Here is a 24,149-nt window from a genome sequence, read left to right as displayed (position 1 = left end):
ATTTTCTAATGCAAGATCTATGGAAATAGGTTCCAAATATCTACCATATGTACGGGATACAAAGATAATAGAATTTTATTGGTTTCCCCTGCAAATTTTATAAATTCTACTTTTTACTGTAACCTATAGGTAATATTTTTATTTATTTCCAGCACCAGGGAAGGGAAAATGTTGGTGGAAACGGTTTATTTTGTGCCGACCTTATTTCGATACTGCATGAAAAAATCCTCAAAATACTTCTTTGATAGATAGGCAGTAAGCAGTGTGCCTCCAATAACAAAAGCATAAAAGGCCATAAAGCTTAATCCCGCAGGAAGAAGGAGGAGGTATTTCTTTAGGAAATGTATGCCGACAAATATCACCAACATATGGTACATATAAATACCATAGGATATTTTCCCTGCCGCATCCAACCACGTATTATTCAGCCAGGATGTTGCCGGCATTACTACAGCGCAGTAAAGAATGACATTTAAAAATACCAGGTTCAATGCGATCCAATTGAATAGCCATGTTTTAAAAAATGGTAGCTGTATATACCCATCCAAACTAGCATTAAAAAATACATAGGTTACGGCTAAAAATAAAAGAGGAATATTTATCCACCTGTATTTATGGTAAATTTTTTTTAAGTCGGCCGAAGTATGGAAAAGGAAATAAGCGCCCAAGCCACCAATTGCCATAGACTCAAAGGCATATGTCTTTATGAAGTGTACCGCTAGCGGTGCTTCGATACCGTTGAATTGTACGGCAAGCAACAGCAAGAGTTTGAGGACTAAAATTCCGACAATAAATAAAAGCGGTTTTTTTAACCATTTAAACAAGGGTGCCCATAACAAATAAAACCATTCTTCAACACCTATAGACCATAGTGGTTCTAAAAGGTGGGAGCCATATTTAAAGGTTACCACACTCGGTATAAATAGCAGAAAAAGGTACCACGATTGCCCGAAGGTATACGGGAAAGTATAGTCTATCTTTAAATAGGAAAATAGTAGGGGGAAGACCACAATACCAATGGCGGTAAGCAGGAAGTATAGCGGCCATATACGTATTACGCGTCGAAAATAAAATGCGCTGATATCGATGCTTTTCGTTTGCTGTTTTTCTTTTAGTAAAAGATACGTTATTAAGAACCCACTTAACACAAAAAAAAACTTCACCGCACTGCCACCGTTTAAGAAGAAACTGCTGTTCTCAAAAGATACAAAATTATTTTTCGCACGTATTACCTCGCCATGGTGAAATAGCACAAGCATAGCTGCGAAAAAGCGTAAAGAATTTAGGTTGGGGAAGAAGCCGATCTCTTTATACATAATAAGCTAGCAAAAAAAATAGAGCACAAAAAAAAGGTTTAGATATACAAATACACCTAAACCTTTTTTTTATAAAGTCTCGTTTATACGAAATTAGATACGTTTTGATTTGATACGAGCAGCTTTACCAGTAAGACCACGCAAATAGAATAATTTTGCACGACGTACTTTACCTACGCTGTTTACTTCAATTTTTTCAATGTTTGGCGAATTTATTGGGAAAATACGTTCTACACCAACTCCGTTAGAGATCTTACGAACTGTGAAGGTAGCATTAGTACCTTCGCTGTTTAATTGGATAACAACACCTTGGTACACCTGAACACGCTCTTTGTTTCCTTCGCGAATTTTATAATGTACACTGATTGTATCTCCTGCTTTAAAAGCGGGAATCTCATTTTTTACGACCGCTTGTTCTTCTACAAATTTTACTAAATCCATGATTTTGAGTAATTATAAACGATTTATATCCTGTAAAAATCGGAATGCAATATTACAGCTTTTATTTTAATTTTAAAAATGTTTTTATAAATTTTTGCGTCTCATTTCTGAAACGTGTGCAAAGGTAGAAAAAAAATATGAGATATGGAACCCTACTTTTGTTAGTTTTTATGGGGCAATAGGTGCTGGTAAAAAATATTTAGCATTAAATCAGCGTTTTAGTGCTTAAAATGAAAATAGTTCTTGACAGTAATAAAAATCGCCGTATATTTGCAGCACTTCAAAGGTGATACCTTTTCGGGGTGTAGCGTAGCCCGGTATCGCGCCACATTTGGGATGTGGAGGTCGTAGGTTCGAATCCTGCCACCCCGACTAAAAAAGAGTTCTAACGAAAGTTAGGACTCTTTTTTTGTTTAGGGGTTTGCTGATGAGAACCGGGGTTCGATCCGTGGAGGCTCAGGGCGTGTGTTGGTGGCCGGCGGGGCTGAGCCAATCCTGCCAGCCCCGTGAAATCCACTGATTTTCAATACCGTGTTAAGTTCACTACGATTAGCTCAAAATATGCAACCTACCTAGTAACCCCTTATTCCAAGCCTAACACTACAACTGTAAAATGTGAAAATACTAAAAAACTGTAAAAGAAACATGTCGCCTATGCTAATGGGCTATATGCCAGAATCTTTTTTTTATCCAATGAATAATAATTAGGGCAAAAACAATACCCGATCTATGTTCTATCAGTTAACAGCATGGTATCCTTTTTTATAAAAAACCCTTACATAGTATAAGCACATGTCGGATGCGTAAACCTTGTACTCTGCTCGGTGTTTCCAGCAATAATAACCGTGTTTTCAATCAATACTATAGAAATATATAATACTTATATACAGGTTTTTTAAAAAAAATAACCATTGAGCTTAAGTAAAGCGGTTTTTTCTACTGTTGAATCATTCTAAATAATATCCATCAACAAACCCACTACCCCGTATCCATTACATTGCTTTGATGCACTTTCACCTTCTTATTGTTATAGCATGAAAAAATTAAATAGCACATTAGTAGGAAAAATAATCAATACATCCACCATTCATCTCAAGCCCATGCCAACGATCAATATGTACGGTATAACCCCAAGCATCTAAAATAAATCCTATATCTTTCTTTTAAACACTTTCTTTCCCGAAGCATGTATATGCCTATCCATCCCATTCACAATAATTTGGAGCCCTTAGCAGCGGTCTAGAGGTAATAGCATCCTTATTCAATGCTCTACAAAATGGATGACCATTCCATATTGCAGGAATAGATCCACCATAACAGTAATTAATTACAGTTTGTGTATACTGAGATGTTGCCCAGCATTTAGCTGCAGTAAAAGAACTTAGATCAATATTAGCTAAATAAAAGGATACGCTAATCCTTATCTTAAATGCCCCAATCCCATGTTCCTCCGCATACGATCTGTCCCCTATAAATCAGGCAAAATTGTGTATAAAGCTAAAACGAGGATAGCCAAGCCAGGTACCAAGGTGCTCAGCCATTAGCCGAGCAGGATAGCTTTTAAATGCTCCTGCCGCTTTACGTTTTACGCTTTGGGAGTTGCGATTTCCAATTTCCAATACAAATCCCTTTACCCTTAACATTAACATGCGACAATACTACAGTCATCTTCTTAAAAGAATCCTTAAGTAACCTTCTCCCTATTAAACAAACCTCAAGCAGTATACAGCATAACGTAGCGACTGCAGCACAACTGTGTCCATAAAATAACGGACAACTGTTACCTTAATTACGGTGGTAAGCACGTTAAGTTTGTTATATGGAAAATAGGACAATCACCGGGGCCACAAAAAACACAGCATGGTCAGGCTGGATAAATGGCTGTATCGGCGTACTCATGTTTAGTGGCACCGTTCCAGCAACAAAAATAGCTGTATTCGACCTACCTGTAACATTTTTAACCTTTGCCCGTGCCGGTATTGCAGGCATACTGGCTCTATTTTTTATACTAATCGCAAAATCAAAAATACCGACACGAAAGCAATTTGCCTCTATAGGTATTGTTGCCGCCGGTGCAGTTTTGGTTTTTCCATTATTATGTGCCTTAGCCCTGCAGCATATGAGTTCTGCACGTTCGTTGCTATACGTAGGGTTGATTCCTATTAGCACCGCTATTTTCGGTGTTATCCGTGGACGTGAGCGTGTAAAGTATAAATTTTGGCTGTTTGCACTATTGGGAAGTTTCTTTGTGATGGGCTACGCCTTTAGCATAGGAGGGAACTCCTCCGTTATGGGCGATCTTATTATGCTAACAGCTGTAATAGTTTGTGGTTTAGGGTATGCAGAGGGGGCAAGGCTCGCTAAGAATCTTGCAGGATGGGAAGTGATATCCTGGGCTTTGGTATTATCCTTACCTATTGTTATTCCCGCTGTAATTTATACTATGCCGAATACCCTAACCACCGTATCCGCAGACGCTTGGATTGGGGTAGGCTATCTCGGAGTTTTTAGTCAGTTTTTGGGTTTTATTTTTTGGTATCGCGGACTAGCTCAAGGTGGTATTGCCCGTGTAGGTCAGCTGCAGCTACTGCAGTCATTTTTTGGATTAGGTATCGTAGCCGTGCTTTTACAGGAACAGATAAGTGTCGGCATGCTGGCTGTATGCGTATGTGTTGTCGTATGTGTCGCTACCTCCAAAAAATATGGTGCCCCCGTAGGCATTCCCACTGCAGAAAGTTTATAAGTGAAAAGGGGTCTGCCTGTGGCAGTCGTCCTACCTCGCTGTACACAACATTGCCCCTTTATCCCTTCCTATAAAATGCATTAAGCACCTATAAGACATAAAGCACACTAACCATTGGTTTAATTACTGCATTTTGCAGCATATCTTATTCTTTTCTGCTATGAGAGGCCAATAAAAACAAGTCATTTAAGCTTTCTCTGGCCTTAATGGATGCTGAATGCCGCAACACTATACTTTTAGCCAGGTGCCAGTCTTGGTAAAAAGGAATATACTTGTAGATCGAATAAAATCCTGATTGATATATATACATTCATCCTCTTCGCAATAGCAAAGCGTTGCCGCGGCCAGGAGCAGATGGAGCACATAAGAATGCTTTCCTTGCTTATAGGCGTTGCGCCATAGAGGATATATGTATATGGCTGTGGGGATGGTGAACCCTTAAACTAGAAAGAATAGAGTGACCATGAGAATTTCTTTAACGCTACTGGCATTAATCGGATTGATACCTACGGGGTATGCGCAGAAGCGCCTTGTACAGGCCATAAACAGGTGGAGTATGGGGCTATTGCCAACGGGAGTACATTATTCCAAAGAAATTCCTCTGGCAAGCAAAGCTACGCTAGAGGGCGCAGTAGGGGTGGGTTTAACCTATTACTTGGGTACCTTCGCCATACAATTTAGAACATCTGTAGCTGTAGATTACAAATTTTACTATGCCTTAGACAAAGCGCAGGTAAGGGCAGAGGATAAAATGGGCAATAACGGTCCTTTTATTGGTGTTAGCTGTTTCTCAGATCTATTTCCATGGAACAAACTGCAGCAATCGAAAAATAGAAGCTTTCTATTGGGCGGAGCTATATTCTGGGGCAAACGCCAACAGATTAAAGACAGTGGCTTTCAACTAACCTATCTTGTCGGTCCCTCTTTTGCCATGGAGGGGCTGAGCACGCAAAATCCAGCCTTGTATTTGCGTACAGGCCTATCGTACCTCTTTTAAGGATACCCTGTGCTGGCGAAGGCCAACCATGTACTATACATCTCTTGGAAAAGGGAATTTTTTAAAAAAAATAAAGGCTAAAAATCAGCGAATATTTCGCTTCTTACGGGATGCGATTGACAATTTTTAGGTTTTATCGATGTTAATTAAGTGTTTGTATAATAATTTGTTTCAATAATTTTGAGCCCAGTTTTATTTTCTACGTAATTGTTTCTGTATCTTTGTACCGCATTAACTACATACAATATTATTTAAGTTTGAAGTGTTTTTTTACATACGTCCTACTGTTTGCACTCACGCTGCAATCTTTTTACCGTACGGTAATGGCGATGGACTATCAAATACACCTCCCGGATTATATTGCTCAATGTATAAATAAAGACCGTCCGCAGATGCATTGTAATGGCCAATGTGTGCTGATGCAGAAAATTAAAGAGAAGGAGAAGGAAGAAACCAAGAAAAATTTGGTGGTATACGAATTCCATTCCCTTTATATGCATAAGGAACAGACGGTTTTCAGCTTACAGCAACCTGCTGACGAACCCTTTAAAAGCCATTTTCCTGCCTTTCAGATTGGATATAGGTTCGCCTACAATAGCCCTATTTTTCGTCCGCCAATTGGTTAATCCAGTTTGGTAACAATTTGATCAGTTAGTTTACTTTTCGGGTATAGCTAGTCTTACATCCCCTTGGTTATCTGCCGAGGATGGTTTGTATGCACCTGTATATGCCGGTATAAGTCGTTGCTCATACGCTACTGCGCTGTTGTTGCCTATCGTATTTTTCCTAATGATCACATTTAAGTTTTTAGCATGAAAAAAGTTATACTTTTTCTTATGGTAGCCTGCACGGTATTATCGGGCTGCACCAAAGAAAAAACAGATTACCAAGCCGATACAGGTAGTAATATTCCGGAGCATCAGGTGTTTAAAACGGCTTTATCTTTTGAAATCGATGGATTTAATATTGAAGTACAAGCGCTGAATGGCACTTTTTATACAGGCTATAATGCCTTACGCTTTATAGTTATCCCTACAGCAAATACGACAGAAACCTTCCCCGTAGCGGTTAATTTTATTCCAGTATTGAATCAAAATGGAACCCTGTCATCTTGTCCGCATGCCTACAATTTTGAGTCCAATACGGAGGAGAATTACTACATGGGGTATGCTGTATTTACCCAACCAAGTAAGGATTGGAATCTTTATTTTAAATATACCATAGGTTCTAAAACCTATACCCATCAGGAGCGTGTTGCCGTGCAAGAACAAAACAATAAAAACCTGCATATGACCAGTTTTGTGGGTAATGATAATGTGCAGTATTATATCGCACTGATAGCACCACAGCGACCACAGGTATCGGAAAATACCTTGATAGCGGGTATCTATAGGTATGATGTGCCGGCAGCTCCATCAGCAACAATTGAGGGTAGTTTTCCTGATCCACAGCAGTATGCTTACAGCCAGGTAAAGGGATACAGGCTACAATTGGATCCACGAATGCCGGAGCCTTCGATGGGGAACCACTCGTCGCCCAATAATAGGGATCTTACGCAGCAACAAAATGGTTTTTACGAAGGCACTGTAAACTATACCATGACAGGAAACTGGACCTTAAACTTTATTATGCTGAATCAAAACGGACGAATAATTAAAGGAACCACAGTGCCTAAGGATTTTACGCCGGGGGTTGCGGGTAAGAAAAGTGAGCTTTTTATCGATGTATTATTATAACGGCATGAAGAGATTAACCGTATTCATTAGCCTCACTCTTTTAGGAGCACAGTTGCACGCTCAGAAAAACGATAAACTGCTGGATAGTGTGCGTCGGCTAGAGGAGATAAAAGTTGTTGCAAAGGCCAAACAGAAGATCCAAACAGATCTTAAAATGGCGGTTTCGGTCGACGAGTTTTTAGCTTCCTCAGCCGGAATAAGTTTTATAAAACGCGGTGCTTATGCTTGGGAGCCGCTGTTGAATAATATGAGCTCCGAACGTTCTGTTATTACCATCGATGGGATGCATGTTTTTGGTGCTTGTACCGACAAAATGGATCCCATAACGTCGTATGTGGAAAGCAATGCCCTCTCGGGCATAGACGTAAAATCTGGACAAGAGGGTAGCATGCATGGCGCTACGGTAGCAGGAAGTATTGACGTAAAACGTAACAGCACTCCCTTTGGTCTGGAGAAAAAGATTCAGGGGACCTATCAAACTGGGTTTGAATTTAATAACAAGCAATATTTTAATCTAGGAAGTCTCTCGTATTCTGGAGACAAGTTTGTGGCAGACGGGACAATATCCTTTCGTAAAGCCGGAAATTATAGCGATGGCAACAGGCAGGTCGTAAAACATTCGCAGTACACGAAGTTTAATACCTCCTTGGGTTTAGCCTACAAGACGGGGAAGCTTTCGGCAGTGCGTGTAGATGCTATTTTTGACCGTGCACATGATGTGGGCTTTCCGGCATTGCCAATGGATTTATGGCTTTCCAGAGCGCTTATAACTTCGGCAAGCTACAAACAAATGTTTGAAGAAGGAGTTGTTAAAGTTTGGGATACGAAGGTGTATTTCAATGCGATAGAGCATTATATGGATGATACGAAAAGGCCCGAGAACCTGGTGCATATGGATATGCCGGGCTGGAGCAGCACCTACGGAATGCTGTCAAAGATAAACCTCAAAAGTGGAATTTACCAGTCGGATATTCAACTGAATGTTTACGATAATGTCGCTATAGCTGAAATGACCATGTACCCGCAAGATCGTACTAAAAAGACCATGTTTGCCTATAGCTGGCCTTGGGTAACGACACGTTATGCTGGACTAGCGATGCGTAACTCCTGGGATATTTCGGAAAATAGCAGGGTCCATGTTGGTGGTTCGTTGGGCTGGAATTATAACCGCTCTAAATACGTCGAATTTAACTGGATATTTCACCCCGGTGCTGCACAACAGAAAACCAGAGCGCTGCCTAGCCTAAATGCTAGTTATGAATTTAACCGTAAAAATGTGGATTTCTCGGTGGGTGTCGGTTATGGACATCGAGCCCCTTCTGTATCCGAAGCGTATGGTTATTATATTTATAATAGCTTTGACCGCTACGATTATATCGGGAATCCTAATCTTAAAAATGAGGTGTCTTATGAGCTGAATGCCGCGGCAGGCTTAAAAAATAGCAAAGGTGGTATAGGTTTTAAAGTAAACTATTTTTATATCCAAAACTATATTATCGGCAGGATCTTAAGTATGGGTAGCCCCATGAATTATCAATCGGTGGGCGTAAAAGGCTATACGGGCTTAGAGCATGCCCGTATTTTTAACCTCTCCATAAATGGGGACTATGCCATTTTGCAGGCTTTACATTGGAATGGACAGCTAACTTATGCGCGTGCGACAGACAATAGTAAGGGCAATTTACCCTTTATTCGTCCCTTAAGTTACCAGACTGCTTTGCATTATATGTACCGTAATTTTGGGCTGCAAAGTTCGGTGCATGGTGATTTTCTACAGCGTAATTTTAGTCCGGTATATGGTGAAATCCAAAAGCCAGCTTACAACATATGGAATGCTTCGGTAGATTATACATTTAAGCTGCATAAGGTAAACCTTGTCTGCCAGGCCGGCGCCGAAAATATATTCAATAAATATTATAGCACCTATGCCGACTGGGGGAATATTCCACGTATGGGGCGCAATATTTTTACCAGTGTAAAAGCTAGTTTTTAAGGTATGAAAATAGTTTTTAGTGCTTTTTTAATGGTATTATCCTTGCTCTTCGGCTTTCGGCGAGAAGTAATCATTGCGCACTATAAACTTAATAAGGACGCTATAGCTCAAAAATACTGTGTGAATAAATATCGGCCTGCAATGCAATGTGGGGGTACCTGCCACCTAAAAAAACAGTTGCAAGAAACGGATAATTCGGAGGCGACTTCCTGGAAGAAGCTCCCGCAGGTTGACATGTTGCCGATAGATATTTTCCCATTATTAGTGGAATGGTACGATAGTATGGAAAAGGCAACAGCATATGCTTACATTGAACCTGGTTATGTAGCTCCCGACCTTGATATTTTTCGTCCACCACCGTTGGTAAACTGATGTTCAAATTACAGCCTTTGCCTTTAAAATATAGCTACACAATTAACAAACAAATAATATACGATGAAAAATTTACATACAATCCTTTATGCTGCAGTTCTTTCCCTGGTATTTACTGCATGTAGTAAAAATGAGGAGCATGCTATAGCCAATAACATAACCCTACATTTTAATAATACCTTTAAAGATAAAACAATCGTCTTAGGCGATGCCCGTTCGGCTACGGCATCGGTAAATACATCAGCCGAAAATCAGGAGCATCGCTTTTCGGAGCTTAAATATGTAATTAGCAATATACGTTTGATAAAAGATGATGGTATGGAATTTCCATATTATATGAATAATTTGGATTTAGGTGCTGCGGTTATCAATCAAGCCGATGTAACATCATTGGATTATGTGCTGTCGAACATCCCGGCCGGAAATTATAAACAGATTAAGTTTGGTTTAGGGGTAAAAGCAGAATTAAACACTTTAGATCAGGTACGGTTTCCAAAATTTTATGCCGCAGCAGGAGCGAATAATACCGAGATGATGTGGGAATGGGGTTCCGGATATCGTTTTACAAAAGTAGAAGGTTTTTACGATACAGACCTTAAAACCCTGTCTATCCATACCGGTAGCACGGTGCAGGGGAAGAAAGAAAACTTAATCCAAGGTGTTGATGCCTACCGCGATATTACGCTGGATTTCCCGGCATCGGTAAGCATCGGTAGTAAGTCGGCCCGTATGACGATAATTGCAGACTTTGATAAGTTATTAACAGGAAAGACGCATACCATTAGGTTGTCAACCGGTTTAGGGGATAGCGATAATGCTACTCCGAATATCCATAATGCAGTGCAGATGCTAAAGTTTGTGGATAACTTGGGCGGAAATGGTAAAAGTGACTTCTCGGGGATGTTTTCCATTGGCAGTATAGAAAATTATTAATCTTGAGACAGAAGGCTATAGGCTTAGTGCCTATAGCCTTGTTTTAATATATTAGGATAAGTATGAAAAAAGTACTACTGGTATTGCTGTTTTTTTACCTGATAATCGCTTGCAATAAGGAGGATAAACGGGATTCCTTACCACTTAACAATCCTGAAATTGATTTATCTATACCAGCAGATTTCCCTGCATTAAATCCTTACTTCCGCTATAATAAACCCACGAAATATGGCGTGCAACTCGGTGAAAAATTATTTAATGATAAGCGCTTAAGTGGTAACAATAGTATTTCGTGTAGCAGCTGCCATAATCCGGCTTATGCTTTTACAGATCAGGAAATGAAGGCCGTAGGGATCTACGGTAGGGTGGGACTGCGCAACACGCCGCAGATTCAAAATATGGCTTTTATGCGTTTTTATAATTGGGATGGGAATTTGCTGCAGTTGGAAAAACAACCGCTAGTGCCGATAATTACGCATGAAGAAATGAATACTTCTATTGTAGCGGTTATGGATAAAATTAATACAGACCCGCAGTATAATACCTTATTTACACGTGCTTTTGGTGATAATACGATTAGTCCAGACCGTATTTACAGGAGTATTGCACAGTATCTCTATACCTTAATTTCGGCCAACAGTAAATACGATAGGGTAAAACGTAGGGAAGGCGAAAGTTTCACCGCCACCGAAGCTATGGGGTACCGCATTTTTCAGGAGAAATGCCAAAGTTGCCATAGTACCGAGTTATTTACCGATCAAAGTTTTAGAAATATAGGTTTCCCGGTTAACCCGGACACCGAGGAAGCCGGTAGAGCTCGTGTTACGGGAATAATGGACGATTATATGCGCTTTAGGGTGCCATCGCTGCGTAATGTGGAGGTTACAGCTCCTTATGGTAGTTTCGGACAGTTTCCTACTTTAAAGGCGGTACTGGATTATTTGGATGAGGGGGTGCTGGAAGCAGCGAATTTAGATCCTATATTAAAACAAAATGGAAACCGTATCCCCTTATCCGAACAGGAGAAAAATAATCTTATTGATTTTTTACACAGCCTTACAGACGAATCCTTTAAAGTTGGCCCTAAATAGCTGCTGTATGATTAAACCTACAGTACAGGTCTGTTTAATCACCTGTATATCCGTCGTATAATTGTTGTTGCTGGTGGTGCTGTTAAGGTTGGCAAAGTGATATCCAGTTCTAAAAATCATGGCACTGCTTTAACCTCATGTTTACCCGGTTGTTTAACGGGGTAATGCCTTGGTCGTTAAGGGAAAAATGCCTCGACGTATAGGCAATGTACAGCATAAACCATTACATATTCAGGTAAATATAGGTAGGGTATACCTAATACACTGAAAAAGAGATATGGCAGGCTTATACCTACCTGCCAAGTGACAGGCGCTGGATCGGCATGCCAAGTTGCCAGTACTGTTTTATTTTACCTTTTGACTTTTAATAGAGTATTGTCAGTATACTTTCATTTATTACCTAAAAATCGGAAACCCATGCGCCACCTCTATTTTTTTGTCTTTTTGGCATAAGATTCGAGTAATAGAGAAAAATAATGCAAATATATGCTACAGAGAATTGTTCCCGTTTTATTGCTTTTTGTTTTAGGCGATATTTATTTTTATCAAGCGGTAGTCACCCTGACTGCCAGTCCGCTAATCCATAATCTATATTGGTTTATTGATATTTTAGTATTGGTCAGTATTTTATCTATTGTATTCCTGCGTAAGGTTGTCGACATACAGCACTATGTTACCGGTATCATTACCGCATTGTTACTGGTTATCTTACCCAAGGTATTTTCGTTCCCATTATTGCTACTTGAAGACTTCACCCGTATATTCCGTGGTTTTCCGTCGCGTAGTATTTTGCTGAGCGAAATTGTTGTTGGTCTCGCGGTATTGATGTTTCTGCTTATAGTTTTTGGTTTAACAAAGGGGCGTCACTTTTACCAAGTTCGTAAGGAAACCTTGTATTTCTCGGACCTGCCTAAAGCATTTGATGGCTTTACCATTACACAACTTTCGGATATTCATGCCGGTAGCTTGACCAATAAAAAGGCTGTGCAGCGTGGTATTGACCTGGCAAATGCACAGCAGAGCGATCTATTACTGTTTACGGGGGATATGGTAAACTATACGGCAACAGAGGTGGACCCCTGGATTAAGAGCCTTTCGCTGTTAAAAGCTCCCTTTGGTAAATTCTCGATTCTTGGAAACCACGATTATGGCGATTACAGCAGGTGGGATAATACCCTGCAGAAAGAGGCTAACTTAAAGCGCCTGAAGGAGGCTCATGCTGAAATGGACTTTACCTTGCTCTTAAACGATTCGGTAACTTTAACCCATAAAGGCGAGCGAATCTCCTTAATAGGTGTTGAAAACTGGGGAAAAGGTGGCTTCCATCAGTACGGCGACTTAAATAAGGCTACCGCCAATGTGGATAAAAGTATGTTTAAGATTTTGATGTCGCACGATCCTTCCCACTGGGATGAGGTTGCGGTAGATCACCCGCAACATATGCACCTTACCTTATCCGGACATACGCACGGCATGCAGTTTGGTATTGAGCTATTTGGTTTTAAATGGAGCCCTATACAATACTTTTATAAACAATGGGCAGGCCTTTACGAACGTACCGGCAAGTACTTATATGTAAACCGAGGTTTTGGTTTTCACGGACTAAAAGGGCGTGTTGGTGTATGGCCCGAAATTACGGTATTAACTTTAAAAACTAAGGCCTAGACAAGAGTACGTACAACAGCGGTAATGGGATCAAATGACCGCTGTTGTTTTATCCATCTTTAGCGTATCTATAACCGCTTTTGCTAGGCTAGCGTAAGCTAATCTTTGTTTTAGCCCTGCCTAGCTGTTGTTGCGTTCCGTTAATACCTCCCATATTTTATGGGCACACCTACTGCAGGCCTGTTTTATAGGTTAGCTTAATATTCCTATTGCCTTGCAATCGTATTATTCCTGCTAATCCTATAATTTCTTATTTCGGAGAAGGAATTCCACGAAAAATATAGCAGCCTATTTGCCGTTTTATGGCTGCTCCACTTTTTAGGATTGGGCAGATCAGAAACAGGTTAACTTCCACTGTCAGGCTGCTTTACTGTTTAATTTGTCCACTTATTGTCCACGCTGTTTTTTATGTTTTGTAGTTTTTTATCTACAAAATACCGTATATTTGTTGTACTGCACTATAGTTAAATCATTGTAGTTAATATTTTACTAAACAAGAACCCTATTAGGATAAAATGGATAATAAAAAAAAGAAGGTATACGTTTCACCTATTATCGAAAAACATCCGGTTGCCGTGACCGATGTATTTGCTACAATTCCATCCTTTTCGTTTGAAGCCGTGCATGGAGAAATTAAAAACCTAACCCGACAAATTTCCGATAAACGCGATAGCATTCCACCATACCAGGATTTAGAATTAAGTTAAAACCTGTAGCATAAAAATACACGGAAGTGTTATACCGTTTTATGTAGCTTTATGGTATTGTTTATCAACTTTAAGTTCTGACCATCCCATACTGCATAGCTAAAGAAATTAATCCATTCTCCCAGGTTAATTACCGTGGAATTACCCGGCAATTCTACTTCATAAGGTAGATGTCTATGGCCAAAAATAAAGTAGTCGTAATGTGTATGTTTTAAGGTTTCTTTTGCATACTGCACCAGCCACTCTTTATCTATGCCTAAGAATTTTTCTTCAGCAGCACTCGACAGGCGGCTATGTTTAGACCAGCGGGTGGCAATGCCAATGCCTAAGTTAGGGTGCAAACGGGCGAATAACCACTGGCAAAATCGGCTACGAAAAAATTTCTTTAGTACTTTATATTTGGTATCGCCAGGGCCAAGGCCATCACCGTGGTGTATATAAAACGTTTTGCCATCTAAGGTTAAGGTAAGTTCATCGTCGACAATGGTAGCGCCGATTTCTTTTTTAAGGTAACCAAACATCCACATATCATGGTTGCCCTTAAATAAGGTTATTTCAATACCTGCATCGGCGAGTTCAGCAAGTTTTCCTAAAAAACGAATATATCCCTTGGGCACTACGGTGGCATACTCAAACCAGAAATCGAAGATATCTCCAACAAGATAAAGAGCTTTCGCATCCTGCTTTATGGTATCCAACCATTTTACAATCATACGCTCCCTTTGGTCAGCATTGTCACGCGGGTAGGACCCTAGATGGAAGTCGGAGGCAAAGTATATCTTATTTCTGCTGTGCATAAGGTTGTAAAACTACCAAAATACAGGGATTCTACAAACCCTTACTTCTTCAAGTACGATAATTTAAGTAGATTTGTTAAAAATGGTAATCGATTATGAACAGAAAATTTGGTTTTTTAATGCTATCCATTGCCATGATAGCGTGTCAACAACAAAAGAAAATTGATCCCGTGGAAAATATACGTTTAATGCCGTATCCAGATACCGAAAAAGGGGGCACTGAAGATACCTATTTTGGTACCACAGTAGCCGACCCGTACCGCTGGTTAGAAGATGATTTATCCGATAAAACAAAGGCCTGGGTGAAGGCTGAAAATGAAGTTACCCAAGATTATTTAGGGCAGATACCCTTTCGTAATGCCATAAAAAGTCGCCTGGAGAAGCTGTGGAACTTCGAGAAATACTCGGCGCCATTTACAGAAGGCGAGTATACCTACTTTTTTAAAAATAATGGTTTACAAAATCAATCGGTATTATACCGTAAAAAAGGAGATACTGGAAAAGAAGAGGTATTTTTAGATCCGAATAAATTCTCTGCCGATGGTACAGCCTCGTTGGCAGATCTCTCTTTCAGTAAGGATGGCTCGCTGCTAGCGTATCAGATTTCCGAGGGCGGTTCGGATTGGCGTAAAGTGGTGGTCATAAAGGCCGCAGATAAGGCTATAGTGGGCGATACCTTGATCGATGTAAAATTTAGTGGGCTGGCATGGCGCGGCAATGAGGGGTTTTATTATAGCGCCTATGAAAAACCCAAATCAGGCTCTGCACTATCGGCTTTAACAGATCAGCATAAGGTATTTTTTCATAAACTCAATACTGCCCAGTCTACGGATACGCTTATTTTCGGCGGAGTGAAGACTCCACGGCGGTATTTAAGTGCGCATTTAACCGAAGACGAGCGCTTTTTAATTATTTCTGCTGCCAATACCACATCGGGAAATGAATTGTACGTAAAGGACTTAAATAACCCTACCGCAGATTTTATTACGCTGGTAGACAATTTCGACAAAAATCACGCTGTCTTGGACAACGATGGCGATCGGTTATTTATCTATACCGAGTTAAATGCGCCTAAAGGAAAAATTGTGAGCGCCGAACTATCCAACCCTAAACCACAGGGCTGGAAAGACCTTATTCCCGAAGCCGAATATGTGCTGAATCCCGCATTGGCAGGCGGAAAGATCTTTGCCTCTTACTTGAAAGATGCCACATCTGTAGTGAAGCAGTTCGATATAAAGGGTACGCTGGAGCGTGAAGTCGAGCTTCCAGGAATAGGAACTGCCGCAGGCTTTAACGCTAAAAAAGGGGATACGGAATTATACTATACCTTTACGTCCTATATAAATCCGGGAACAATTTACAAGTATACTATTGCATCCGGAAAATCAGAAGTTTATCAAAAATCAGGCGTGCAGTTTGATCCATCCCTTTACGAGTCGAAGCAGGTGTTTTATAGCACGAAAGATGGCACAAAAATACCCCTGATTATAACCTATAAAAAAGGAATTAAATTGGATGGCACAAACCCAACCTTATTATATGGCTATGGTGGTTTCAATGTTAGTCTAACCCCTTCCTTCAGCACGGCAAATATAATCCTGCTCGAGCAGGGTGGTATATATGCTGTCGCCAACCTGCGTGGTGGCGGCGAATATGGGGAAGCCTGGCATCTAGCCGGTACTAAGCTGAAGAAGCAAAATGTTTTTGACGATTTTATCGCGGCAGCAGAATACCTGATTAACGAAAAATATACATCCACAGAAAAACTGGCCATTGCTGGTGGCTCTAATGGTGGTTTGCTCGTGGGGGCAGCAATGACACAGCGACCTGAATTGTTTAAGGTAGCATTCCCTGCTGTAGGGGTGTTAGATATGTTGCGCTATCATAAGTTTACGGCAGGAGCCGGATGGGCTTTCGATTACGGCACGGCCGATGATAGTAAGGAAATGTTCGACTACCTACATCGGTATTCGCCATACCATGCTTTAAAGCCCAATACTGCCTATCCGGCAACCATTGTGCTAACTGCAGACCACGACGATAGGGTCGTGCCCGCACATTCCTTTAAGTTTGCAGCACGCCTACAGGCGTTTAACAGCGGCAAAAATCCCGTGTTAATTCGTATTGATACCAATGCCGGCCATGGCGCAGGAAAGTCTACGGCGATGCAGATTGCGGAGTATGCCGATAAATGGGCTTTTATGTTGCAAAATATGGGCCTAGGGTACACCGAACTATAGGGTTAAGGCAAGCACAGCCTCCAAATAATAATTATGATAGAGAAACTTTTAGCACATATACATTCCATAACCCCGTTAACGGCAGAGGAAAAAGTAATTATTGCCGAACTGGCAAAGGAGAAATTTATTGCCCGGAAGCAGTTTTTGCACCGGGAAGGGGAGTTGGTAAATGCTACAGCTTTTGTCGTCGAAGGCTGCTTACGATCCTATGCTATCGATAGAAACGGATTCGAACATATTCTACAATTTGCTCCTGAAAACTGGTGGATTGCAGATATGTACAGTTTTGTAAAGGGTAAACCCAGCGAGCTGAATATCGATGCCTTGGTGGATACGAAGGTCCTGGTCTTTAAGCGCGATTGTTTGGTTAGTATTTTTGATCGGGTACCTAAGCTGGAGCGTTACTTCCGTATTTTAGCAGAAAACGCACTTGCTGCATCCAATCAGCGCACCATAGACTACCTGAGCCTGCCAGCACGGGAGCGTTATACGAAGTTCTGCGAATCCTATCCTTCACTGATACATACCATACCGCAAAAGTCTGTAGCCTCATTTATTGGCATTACACCGGAGTTTTTAAGTAAGCTTAGGGCAGAAAATTAGATATTTCTTATGCTAGGTTAAGAATTTGCTTCGCAAAGAGGTCTATTTTTGTAGAAAAGAAAGGAGATATAATATTATGGCGAATAAAATTCTATTTAAAGCAGATAGCAGAGGATACGCAAATCATGGCTGGTTAAAAAGCCACCATACCTTCAGTTTTGCAGGTTACTTTAACAACGACCGCGTTCATTTTGGTGCGTTACGTGTTTTAAACGACGACTATGTAAAAGGGGGAAATGGTTTTGGTCGCCACCCACACGATAATATGGAGATTATCTCGATTCCATTGGAAGGGAAATTAGCCCATCAGGATAGTATGGGAAACGATGGCACCATTTCGGTCAACGAAATACAGGTAATGAGTGCAGGTACTGGTGTTCAGCATAGCGAGTTTAATGCCAGTGAAGTCGATCCGGTAAAATTTCTGCAGATCTGGTTGTTCCCTAATAAACAGAACGTGACCCCACGTTATGATCAGATACAGCTAGATCCTGCCGATAGAAAAAATAAGTTTCAGCAGGTTATATCGCCAAATCCAGACGATGCGGGTACATGGATACATCAAGATGCATGGTTTCACCTTTTAGAGTTGGATGCCCAACGCAGCTTGACCTACAATTTCAAGAAAAGTGGCAATGGTTTATTTGTATTTGTTTTGGAAGGGGAGGCCGAAATTGCAGGCGAGCTCTTGGAACGTAGAGATGCCCTCGGTATTACCGATACGGATACCGTAGAGATCAGCACCCATAAAGATAGTTTTGTATTGTTTATCGAGGTACCTATGCTGTAATACCAGATATGCAAACGCTATTGTATAAAGCCGAAATTTAGACCTCAATGGAAGGTCTAAATTTCGGCTTTATGGTTATAAAGAGACACTATACTGCATATGCTCCATCTGTGTACCCATGAAATTTTTTTCGTTAACAACGATAAAACCTTCCTTCACATACAATCTTTTGGCATTTGGATTACCCTTATCCACCAATAAGCCTAAGGTTTCGCCACGCTCTGTAGCATATAGATGTTTAACATAAGCCAGCAGTTGTTTGCCCACCCCTTTTCCTTGCGCGGCTGGCGTCACAGCAATGGTATCGATATAAATCTCACCCGCTTCGGTTTCATCGTCTATAGGAAAGGTAACACCATAATCCAGTTTCATTTTTTCGAGCACGGGCTTACGGAGCTGATGAAGATCAGCACCCGGATACAAGCTTATTTGTCCTAAAATTTCATCTTCCTCCACCGCAACATAAATATTTTCATACGAATATTGGTTTTCGGGCAATTGAATAAAATGTGCTAAAAATGCCAGTGCAGCATCGGTATCATAATCACCCACAAATTGCTGCGTAATATCCGCCATGGCAAGGTTCATAATAGGAGCAATAGCCGTAGCATCTGTCGGTTTAGCTTTACGTATTTGTATCATAACAATGAAATTAAAAAAAAAAGGTTAACATATTACTGTTAACCTTTTTAATCTATTTAGTAGCAATAGCTTATTTTTCTAGCTTCTCGAATTTATCGAAGTCGATATCTTCAGATTTAATTTTAACAGCACCTTTTAAGTGATCGAAAACTTTAAGCGCTTTCACCTCTTCAAATAAACGGTTAGCTTGCTCTCTATCCGATAATAACTGCATTGCGAACTGGCTTAATTGCTCATCAGTAGGCTCCTCATTGATATTATACATTTTGATTTGAGCGTAGATACGTTCCTTAGCTAAATCGATTACTTCTTCGTATTTAACCTCTAAATTGTTTGCTGTAACAATACGATTTTCGATGATTGTCCACTTCAAGTTGTTAACGAAGTCAGCGAAACCTTCTTCAATTTCTGTAGCAGAAAGGTTAGGGTTTGTTGCTTGTAACCATTTTTTCAAGAATGCCTCTGGGAATTCAACGTTAACTTTATCCATACCGAAAGTATACATATCGTTACGTAATTTCTGCGCTGCATTTTGTTGGAACAAGTTTTCAACCTCTTCTTTAACTTTCTCGTGGAATTGCTCAGCCGTAGTAACATCACCATCCGGGAACAATTTATCGAAAAACTCTTGGTTAAGATCCGCTTCTTCCAAACGGTTGATGTTTTTAACTGTCAACTCAAATTTAGTAACGTCCAAGTTTTCAGCTTCTTCCTCAGAAATACCTAAGATGCGAGCTAAATCAGCAACTTTAAATGCTTTTTTAACGTCGATTTTAGCTGTATCTTCTTTTTTAAGACCTACTAAAGCCTTTTTAATTTTAGCATCTTCGATAACATCCGTACGGATAGAGGTTGTTTTTTCAATACCATCCGCTTTATCTTGTTTCAACGTAGCGTATAATACATCCCCATCCTCAGAAACTTCTGGATTCGTCATTTTACCGTAGCTACGGCGTAAGTTTTTAGTACGCTCTTCTAAAGTAGCAGCGTCTGCTTTAATTACATATTCTGTGAATTCTGTTTCAGCAGTAAATGGTGTTTCGAAGGCTGGAGCTAAACCAATTTCGTAGTTAAAGCTGAAGTTATCTTTGAAATCCCAGTTATATTTTTGATCCTCTTCCCCATCAGTAGGTAAAGGTTGCCCTAAAACCTCTAATTTCTCTTCTGTAATATATGCAGAAATCTTCTCGTTTACGACACGGTTTATTTCATCAAATAAGATAGATTTACCGTATGTACGTCTGATATGACCTACAGGTACCATTCCTGGACGGAATCCTGGCAATTTAGCTTTCTTAGCTTGCTCTTTAATGGCTTTGTCTACTGCAGGATTATAATCTTCTGGTGCTAAATCAACAGTGATCTTAGCGTTGATGTCGTCGATTTTCTGATGTGAAATATTCATACTTTTCTTTAGCGTTTTTTCGCAATCGTTATAATAAAAAAATCCTCCCGATGTATTTTGTTCGGGAGGATATCAAGTGCGGAAGAAGGGACTCGAACCCCCACGCCTTGCGGCGCCAGATCCTAAGTCTGGTGCGGCTACCAATTACGCCACTTCCGCAGTTATTAGGACTTTTATTGTGACACAAAGATAGGGCGGAAAATCATATTTGTCAAGACCTAGGCCATAAAAAAAATGATATTTCTTTGTTTTTTGTGGTAAACGTCTAATTACCAAGGATATTTTTTTTACGAAAAAAGCTAAAAAAAAGACGCGTTTCTGAATTTGGAGGTCTTTTGGGCTATTTATTGGCATCTCGGAACCTTTTTATTGCCCTTCCTAAGTTAGAATTTGACCTTTTTAGACCCACATTTTGGATTTGTGACCTGTTTTTTCGTTTGGCCTGCCCGTCCGGAGCGATAAAATAAATACCCATATTCTGTATAAGGGTACGTCTTGGATGAAGATTAGGCTCATCAAGCGGTCGTGGAAAAATAAATTGGCGTTATAATAGGAGGATGCCTTACAATTTTGTTCCTACCGTTTGGCCGTGTAGTTAAAGACAAAAGGTATATATACTACCTAATGCAGATAAGGCTATGCATATAGAAATGGGCTGACTACGCTTGTAGGATTACTCTCGTCTTGTTGATGCAGGGTTTGCAGGTATAAATTGGTTTTATTCTGCTAGGAGCAGTGTAGGTTACCAGAATATAAGGAAATGTAAAAGGAACAAGGTTTTCCGGATATTCTTTTACCCAATAGGTACCTTGCATACGGGCCGGCAACGATTATGCTGTGCTTTACGCGAGCGCTATGCTGCTTACAAAAGAAAGGATAAGCCAGCGTCTAATGCAATGCTGGCATGTAGCAACCTTAAACATGTTATCACGGTAGCAGCACCTATATTTTAGTTGTAGTAAAACAACTTAACGCCTTACTTGTAAATATGTTAATACTTTATTAATATTAGACTTTTAAGTTTACAGTCTTAAACCCGAGGATAATAGCTGCCAGCCGCAGCCTTTAACACTAACAATATGGTAAAAACGTTCAAAGATAACATACGTAAATTTTCACCTAAACTGTACTGGAAAGAATTATTAGCGGTTTTAGTCGTGCTTCTGGCATTTGTATTTTTCAGAAATGAACGTAAGGAGCTTTCGACGATTATGCCGCAGCTGCGGGCAGCCGATGGCAAATGGATATTTGTCGGCGTCGGCATTACAGCGCTTTATATTTTTTTGCAGGGTTTTATGTATGTCTTTAGTTTTAAAGCTATAGGCCTTAAAATAAAAATAACCGACGCTATAGAGCTGTTTTTAAAACGAAACTTCTTAAGTGTATTTCTCCCTGCCGGTGGTGTAAGTGCGCTAGCCTATACTACCTCCCAGTTGCGTAAGCAGCGTATGAATCAGGTACAGATCCACCAAGCTAGCGCACTTTATGGCTACATAGGGCTGCTAACGGTATTCTTAATTGGCGTGCCAGTCATACTATATACCATGCTGCAGCACAGCAGTAACGTGGCTAATGCATCGTTATCCTTGTTCGTATTAGGCGCCATATTGTTGTTGTTTTTCCTGTTGGTATGGTCGTTTCAACGCCGTAAAGGGGTCTATTTATGGCTCAATAAGCGATTTCCCGGTACAACCACAGGTATTGAAAACGTGCTCTCCGCAAAAGTAAACAGAAAGTATATTATATATACGATAATCACCTCCACGTTGATTGAGTTTTGCGGTATAACGCACGTCTTTATTAGTATGTATGCTTTAGGCTTATTGCATTCTTTTGAAGCCGCGGTTGTTGGATACACCATATCCGTGGTGCTGATGATTGTTTCCCCCTTTCTACGGGGGCTTGGTGCCGTGGAGTTTTCTATGCTTCTGATTTTTAAAAATTATGGCTATTCGGATGCGCATGCCTTGGGTATTACCCTATTATACCGGATTTTCGAGTTCTGGCTTCCCTTGTTTATGGGGGTTATATCTTTTATGTGGCGTGGAAAGGAGATTATTACCCGGCTATTGCCGGCAGCATTAATCTTTGTTTTAGGCGTAGTTAATGTAATATCGGTGCTTACACCGCCAGTGGCGGATAGGTTGCGTTTAGATCGTTTCTACCTGCCTGTCGAGGCTATACATGCCTCCAAGCTTATGGTATTGATGTTGGGTTTAGGGCTTCTGGTTACATCAGCGTACCTTCTCAAAGGATACCGTGCCGCCTACTGGGTAGCGCTGGTAAGCTGTATATTTTCGTTGTTCGGTCATTTGGCCAAGGCATTAGATTATGAGGAGTCTATAATAGCGCTGGTTACCATTGCGATGCTATGGATGAACCGGAAGCAATACCGTATTAAAAGTAGTGCGGAATGGTTGCGTATAGGTTTTTTTACTTTTTTTATTGCCCTTCTTGGGATCTGTATTTTTGATTTCCTTAGTTTTTACTTTATCGATAAACGTCATTTTGGCGTCGATTTCACCTGGGAGCAGTCTATTTACCATACAGGGCGTAGTTTTCTGCTTTTTACCGATGATGAGCTGCAACCACAGACACTCTTTGGAGTAGAGTTTTTACGTATTACGCAGGTGTTAGGGCTGTTTAGCTGGCTATTATTGATGTTTGCTTTGGTGCGACCCCGTTTATTTAGACAACATGAAACATCGACATATACCGTAAATAAGGCTAAGGAGGTATTAGAGAAATATGGACAGTCGGCCTTGGATTATTTTAAAATTTCTTCGGATAAGCTGATTTTCTTTTCCGAAAATGAAGAGGGCTTTGTCGCTTATCGCATAGCCAATACAATTGCTGTAGTCTTGGAAGATCCGGTTTGCGATCCGGAAGATAAAGAATCTGTACTTATGGAGTTCGAGGCCTTCTGTTATAGCAATGGATTCAAGCCGGTGTACTATCGGGTCAGTGAGGATGCTTTGATTTCATTCTCGGCGTTAAAAAAGAAAAAGATTGTCATCGGTCAGGAGGCCATCTTGGAGGTCTCTTCCTTTAAACTCGAAGGTAAAGAACGCAAGTCATTACGTAATGGTTTAAACAGCCTCGAGAAAAAGGGGTATAGCACCGCAATTTGTTACGCTCCACTGTCGGAGACCCTGGTAAAAGAGTTGCAGCAGGTGTCGGATAACTGGCTGTTAGCATTTGATAAAAAGGAGTCTATTTTTTCGCAGGGGATGTTTGATGCCGAAAGTATTGCAACGCAGGATGTTATTCTGGTAAAGGATGAGCACAATACGATTGTTTCCTTCCTAAATATTATACCAGATTATGCAGCAGGGGAATGTACGTATGATCTGATACGCAAAACCGAGGATGCACCCGGTGGCAGTATGGATGCTTTAATGGTGAAGCTTGTGGATTATGCACGGGAAAAGAATTACAGCTATATCAATCTTGGATTGGTGCCGATGGTAACGGAAGATACGCCGGATGGTGCTGTGGAACGTATATTGCAGTTCGTAGCAAAAAATATTTCCGGATTTAAACATTACCGTACCCTGCGTGAGTTTAAGGATAAGTATGCTACCCTCTGGGAAAATAAATACCTACTTTTTGACAATGATTTTGACTTAATTAATTTACCCGCCGCACTGAACAAAGTGGTCAAACCATTGCCGTAGT

20 protein-coding genes and 2 tRNA genes are annotated in these 24,149 nt (G+C 40.5%); 15 read left to right on the top strand and 7 right to left on the bottom strand.

Annotation, left to right across the window (positions count from 1 at the left end; all coding sequences use genetic code 11):
- Positions 1–185 precede the first annotated feature (185 nt).
- Both ACL9RF_RS16215 and rplS read right to left on the bottom strand, forming a co-directional pair.
- Entirely contained in the window at positions 186–1,316 is a 1,131-nt protein-coding gene (locus tag ACL9RF_RS16215; protein WP_422801685.1) for an acyltransferase family protein, read from the bottom strand.
- A 93-nt stretch (positions 1,317–1,409) separates the two neighbouring features.
- The gene (gene rplS, locus ACL9RF_RS16210; protein ID WP_422801684.1) at positions 1,410–1,757 is read right to left on the bottom strand and encodes a 50S ribosomal protein L19; all 348 of its coding nucleotides are present in this window, start codon (positions 1,755–1,757) and stop codon (positions 1,410–1,412) included.
- Between the two features lie 298 nt (positions 1,758–2,055).
- Between rplS and ACL9RF_RS16205 the strand changes: the two genes are divergently transcribed.
- The 4 genes from ACL9RF_RS16205 (at position 2,056) to ACL9RF_RS16190 (ending at position 6,123) form a co-directional block, all read left to right on the top strand.
- Positions 2,056–2,129: transfer RNA gene (locus ACL9RF_RS16205), tRNA-Pro, on the top strand.
- Positions 2,130–3,576: 1,447 nt separating this feature from the next.
- Positions 3,577–4,500: a DMT family transporter gene (locus ACL9RF_RS16200; RefSeq protein ID WP_422801683.1), complete on the top strand. Its 924-nt coding sequence runs from the start codon at positions 3,577–3,579 to the stop codon at positions 4,498–4,500.
- Positions 4,501–4,963: 463 nt separating this feature from the next.
- Positions 4,964–5,497, top strand: coding sequence for a hypothetical protein (locus ACL9RF_RS16195; protein ID WP_422801682.1), 534 nt, complete (start codon positions 4,964–4,966; stop codon positions 5,495–5,497).
- 329 nt (positions 5,498–5,826) lie between these two features.
- Positions 5,827–6,123 carry a hypothetical protein gene (locus ACL9RF_RS16190; protein WP_422801681.1) on the top strand — a complete coding sequence of 99 codons (297 nt, stop codon included), beginning with the start codon at positions 5,827–5,829 and terminating at the stop codon, positions 6,121–6,123.
- Between the two features lie 30 nt (positions 6,124–6,153).
- On the opposite strand, the gene ACL9RF_RS16185 is transcribed toward ACL9RF_RS16190, so the two are convergent.
- A complete protein-coding gene (locus tag ACL9RF_RS16185) occupies positions 6,154–6,294 on the bottom strand; it encodes a hypothetical protein (protein ID WP_422801680.1) in 141 nt (46 codons plus the stop codon).
- A 15-nt stretch (positions 6,295–6,309) separates the two neighbouring features.
- Between ACL9RF_RS16185 and ACL9RF_RS16180 the strand changes: the two genes are divergently transcribed.
- The 7 genes from ACL9RF_RS16180 (at position 6,310) to ACL9RF_RS16150 (ending at position 13,994) form a co-directional block, all read left to right on the top strand.
- Entirely contained in the window at positions 6,310–7,233 is a 924-nt protein-coding gene (locus tag ACL9RF_RS16180) for a hypothetical protein (RefSeq protein WP_422801679.1), read from the top strand.
- 4 nt (positions 7,234–7,237) lie between these two features.
- The gene (locus ACL9RF_RS16175) at positions 7,238–9,226 is read left to right on the top strand and encodes a TonB-dependent receptor plug domain-containing protein (protein ID WP_422801678.1); all 1,989 of its coding nucleotides are present in this window, start codon (positions 7,238–7,240) and stop codon (positions 9,224–9,226) included.
- 3 nt (positions 9,227–9,229) lie between these two features.
- Positions 9,230–9,598, top strand: coding sequence for a hypothetical protein (locus tag ACL9RF_RS16170; protein ID WP_422801677.1), 369 nt, complete (start codon positions 9,230–9,232; stop codon positions 9,596–9,598).
- 63 nt (positions 9,599–9,661) lie between these two features.
- Positions 9,662–10,531 (top strand): MbnP family protein, encoded by an 870-nt coding sequence (locus ACL9RF_RS16165; RefSeq protein ID WP_422801676.1) that lies wholly within the window; start codon positions 9,662–9,664, stop codon positions 10,529–10,531.
- Between the two features lie 62 nt (positions 10,532–10,593).
- Complete coding sequence (locus ACL9RF_RS16160) at positions 10,594–11,622, top strand: cytochrome-c peroxidase (RefSeq protein WP_422801675.1); 1,029 nt, start codon at positions 10,594–10,596, stop codon at positions 11,620–11,622.
- A gap of 486 nt (positions 11,623–12,108) precedes the next feature.
- Positions 12,109–13,287: a metallophosphoesterase gene (locus tag ACL9RF_RS16155; protein WP_422801674.1), complete on the top strand. Its 1,179-nt coding sequence runs from the start codon at positions 12,109–12,111 to the stop codon at positions 13,285–13,287.
- Positions 13,288–13,802: 515 nt separating this feature from the next.
- Complete coding sequence (locus ACL9RF_RS16150) at positions 13,803–13,994, top strand: hypothetical protein (protein WP_422801673.1); 192 nt, start codon at positions 13,803–13,805, stop codon at positions 13,992–13,994.
- A gap of 29 nt (positions 13,995–14,023) precedes the next feature.
- Here ACL9RF_RS16150 and ACL9RF_RS16145 read toward each other — a convergent pair whose 3' ends face one another.
- Positions 14,024–14,791: a UDP-2,3-diacylglucosamine diphosphatase gene (locus tag ACL9RF_RS16145; protein ID WP_422801672.1), complete on the bottom strand. Its 768-nt coding sequence runs from the start codon at positions 14,789–14,791 to the stop codon at positions 14,024–14,026.
- Between the two features lie 95 nt (positions 14,792–14,886).
- Here ACL9RF_RS16145 and ACL9RF_RS16140 point away from each other — a divergent pair, with 95 nt between their 5' ends.
- From ACL9RF_RS16140 to ACL9RF_RS16130, 3 genes are all read left to right on the top strand, one after another.
- A complete protein-coding gene (locus tag ACL9RF_RS16140) occupies positions 14,887–17,031 on the top strand; it encodes a prolyl oligopeptidase family serine peptidase (RefSeq protein WP_422801671.1) in 2,145 nt (714 codons plus the stop codon).
- Positions 17,032–17,064: 33 nt separating this feature from the next.
- Complete coding sequence (locus ACL9RF_RS16135) at positions 17,065–17,634, top strand: Crp/Fnr family transcriptional regulator (protein WP_422801670.1); 570 nt, start codon at positions 17,065–17,067, stop codon at positions 17,632–17,634.
- A gap of 76 nt (positions 17,635–17,710) precedes the next feature.
- Positions 17,711–18,424 carry a pirin family protein gene (locus tag ACL9RF_RS16130; protein ID WP_422801669.1) on the top strand — a complete coding sequence of 238 codons (714 nt, stop codon included), beginning with the start codon at positions 17,711–17,713 and terminating at the stop codon, positions 18,422–18,424.
- A gap of 75 nt (positions 18,425–18,499) precedes the next feature.
- Here the strand turns inward: ACL9RF_RS16130 and ACL9RF_RS16125 are convergent, their stop codons facing one another.
- The 3 genes from ACL9RF_RS16125 to ACL9RF_RS16115 all read right to left on the bottom strand — a co-directional run bounded on the left by ACL9RF_RS16125 (position 18,500) and on the right by ACL9RF_RS16115 (position 20,630).
- A complete protein-coding gene (locus ACL9RF_RS16125; RefSeq protein WP_422801668.1) occupies positions 18,500–19,066 on the bottom strand; it encodes a GNAT family N-acetyltransferase in 567 nt (188 codons plus the stop codon).
- A gap of 70 nt (positions 19,067–19,136) precedes the next feature.
- On the bottom strand, positions 19,137–20,471 hold the full coding sequence (locus tag ACL9RF_RS16120) for a trigger factor (protein ID WP_422801667.1): 1,335 nt from the start codon (positions 20,469–20,471) through the stop codon (positions 19,137–19,139).
- A gap of 77 nt (positions 20,472–20,548) precedes the next feature.
- Positions 20,549–20,630 (bottom strand) — tRNA-Leu (locus tag ACL9RF_RS16115).
- 920 nt (positions 20,631–21,550) lie between these two features.
- Between ACL9RF_RS16115 and ACL9RF_RS16110 the strand changes: the two genes are divergently transcribed.
- Entirely contained in the window at positions 21,551–24,148 is a 2,598-nt protein-coding gene (locus tag ACL9RF_RS16110; RefSeq protein WP_422801666.1) for a phosphatidylglycerol lysyltransferase domain-containing protein, read from the top strand.
- Position 24,149 lies beyond the last annotated feature (1 nt).

Origin of the sequence: Sphingobacterium sp. Mn56C (assembly GCF_049319645.1) — a bacterium.
Lineage (GTDB): Bacteria > Bacteroidota > Bacteroidia > Sphingobacteriales > Sphingobacteriaceae > Sphingobacterium.
The sequence above is the reverse complement of the archived record's forward strand: the minus strand, read 5'-3'. Positions and strand labels throughout refer to the sequence as shown.